The organism is Mesorhizobium sp. M7A.F.Ca.US.006.04.2.1 (genome assembly GCF_004022915.1).
GTDB classification, from domain to species: Bacteria; Pseudomonadota; Alphaproteobacteria; order Rhizobiales; family Rhizobiaceae; genus Mesorhizobium; species Mesorhizobium ciceri.
The window spans coordinates 1-1,519 of the sequence record NZ_RZQA01001155.1; the positions used below are offsets into that span (position 1 = coordinate 1).

The following is a 1,519-nucleotide window of genomic DNA, read 5'->3' on the forward strand; positions in this document are numbered from 1 at the left end:
ACCCTCCCCATCAAGGGGAGGGTAACCCATCAGGCGCCGCGCTCAAGAATTACGGTGACGGTACACCATTTTCCTTTGGCCGCCTGCCTCGCTTCCGCAGTTTCACGGCCTTTCCGGTTTGCCCGAAAATCCGGTCCAGAAATGCCTCGCTGCCCACCGGCCGGCCGATGCCCTCGGCCTTGCGCAAGGCGTCGAACGCCGCGATGTCCGTCTCGATCGAACAGTCCGGCCGACGACGGCAACCGGTCCTTCATCGGCCGCAAATCCGTGACGTCATCGGGTTCACCTGTCAGATGTGCCCGAGCGCTTGACCAGGGCCAATCCGCCGCCTGCTTTGCCAGTCCGGCGCGCACGGGATTCAGCCCGACATAACGTACCGCCGACAGGAGATGATCCTCGTCCATCGCCACCGCTCCGAAGCGGCCTTGCCAGAAATGCCCGGTTTTCTTTTGCCGCGGTGGATGACCCCGGCATAGGCACGGTGCACCTTGGCAAGCGCACGACGCAGGCCATCCGGGTCAGCCGGCGTCAGGATCAGGTGCACATGGTTCGGCATCAGGCACCACGCCCAGATGCCGACATCGGCGGCACGGCAATACTCGACCAGCAGGTCCTTGTAGAGCGCGTAGTCTTCGGACGTGAAAAACACCTTGGCGCGCCCGTTGCCACGCTGCGTTACGTGGTGCGGCAGACCGGGAACGACAATGCGGGCGAGGCGGGCCATGCGGTCAGTTTATACGCGGCGATGCCGGCGAATAGGGTAAAAAGTGCACTGTCACCGTAATTCGAGCAAACGGGGCAAAAGGTGCACTGTCACCGTAATTCCCACGGTGAAGGCGCACGTCTCGGAGATTCTGCGCAAGCTCAATGTCTACAGCCGCACGCAAGCGGTGATCGACGTTTCGAAGCTGGACAATGCGGAGCTGTTTCGCGATCAGGCGGGGTTTTGAGCTTTTACCCGTCACCTCGTTGCTTCACATGGTGTGGCAGCCCGGGAACGATAATGCGGGCAAGGCGAGCCATGTGATCAATTTACACACAATGACGGCCGGGCGAAGATGGTAAAAGGACACTGTCACTGCAATCCGAGAAGTTGCTCGACACTCTCTCTTGTGATCGGACCATATAGCGGCGGTGTCGATAGGGTTGTAATAACCATCTTTATCCAATTGGCATCTGATCCATAAAATGCTATATCGTCTCGAAGTTCTATTGCGTCTGCCCATGCTTCTAGATCAGTTTTGCTCAAATTTCCATCTAGAAATCTCTTCATAACGCTCTCAACATCTGTTCGATTTAAAATAACAGGATCTCCATCATAATCCCAAGAAAAAGTATTTAAGGCATTTATACATGAATCTATTGGTTTCTCCAATCCTATCAAAGATTTTACCGCCTTTATCCTATCTTCGTTGATCATTTGCTGACCTCGTGATCGTTGACGCTAACCGCTGACCCTTTGTCAGATCCGCTACCGCCGCTTCCGGACTTAGGACTGTCAGCCTTCGATAGCTTATCT

The 1,519-nt window shown here is 55.6% G+C and carries 3 protein-coding genes and 1 pseudogene; 2 read left to right on the top strand and 2 right to left on the bottom strand.

The genetic code is table 11. The features are described 5' to 3' along the window. The coding region (locus tag EN925_RS41205) for a hypothetical protein (protein ID WP_245487418.1) at positions 1 to 311 on the top strand (311 nt) is incomplete at its 5' end. Between the two features lie 47 nt (positions 312 to 358). Here the strand turns inward: EN925_RS41205 and EN925_RS41210 are convergent. Continuing rightward, complete coding sequence (locus EN925_RS41210) at positions 359 to 724, bottom strand: transposase (RefSeq protein WP_245461102.1); 366 nt, start codon at positions 722 to 724, stop codon at positions 359 to 361. Positions 725 to 827: 103 nt separating this feature from the next. Between EN925_RS41210 and EN925_RS35325 the strand changes: the two are divergent. Continuing rightward, positions 828 to 950, top strand: a pseudogene (locus EN925_RS35325) (LuxR C-terminal-related transcriptional regulator); the annotation flags it as partial. A gap of 125 nt (positions 951 to 1,075) precedes the next feature. On the opposite strand, the gene EN925_RS35330 reads toward EN925_RS35325, so the two are convergent. Next, positions 1,076 to 1,420, bottom strand: a complete 345-nt coding sequence (locus EN925_RS35330) for a hypothetical protein (protein WP_013531260.1) — start codon at positions 1,418 to 1,420, stop codon at positions 1,076 to 1,078. Positions 1,421 to 1,519: the final 99 nt, after the last annotated feature.

What these genes read in the sequence shown, in the direction of transcription:
- EN925_RS41210 (WP_245461102.1), bottom strand. Translation starts at nt 724, where the DNA reads ATGGCCCGCCTCGCCCGCATTGTCGTTCCCGGTCTGCCGCACCACGTA.
- EN925_RS35330 (WP_013531260.1), bottom strand. Translation starts at nt 1,420, where the DNA reads ATGATCAACGAAGATAGGATAAAGGCGGTAAAATCTTTGATAGGATTG.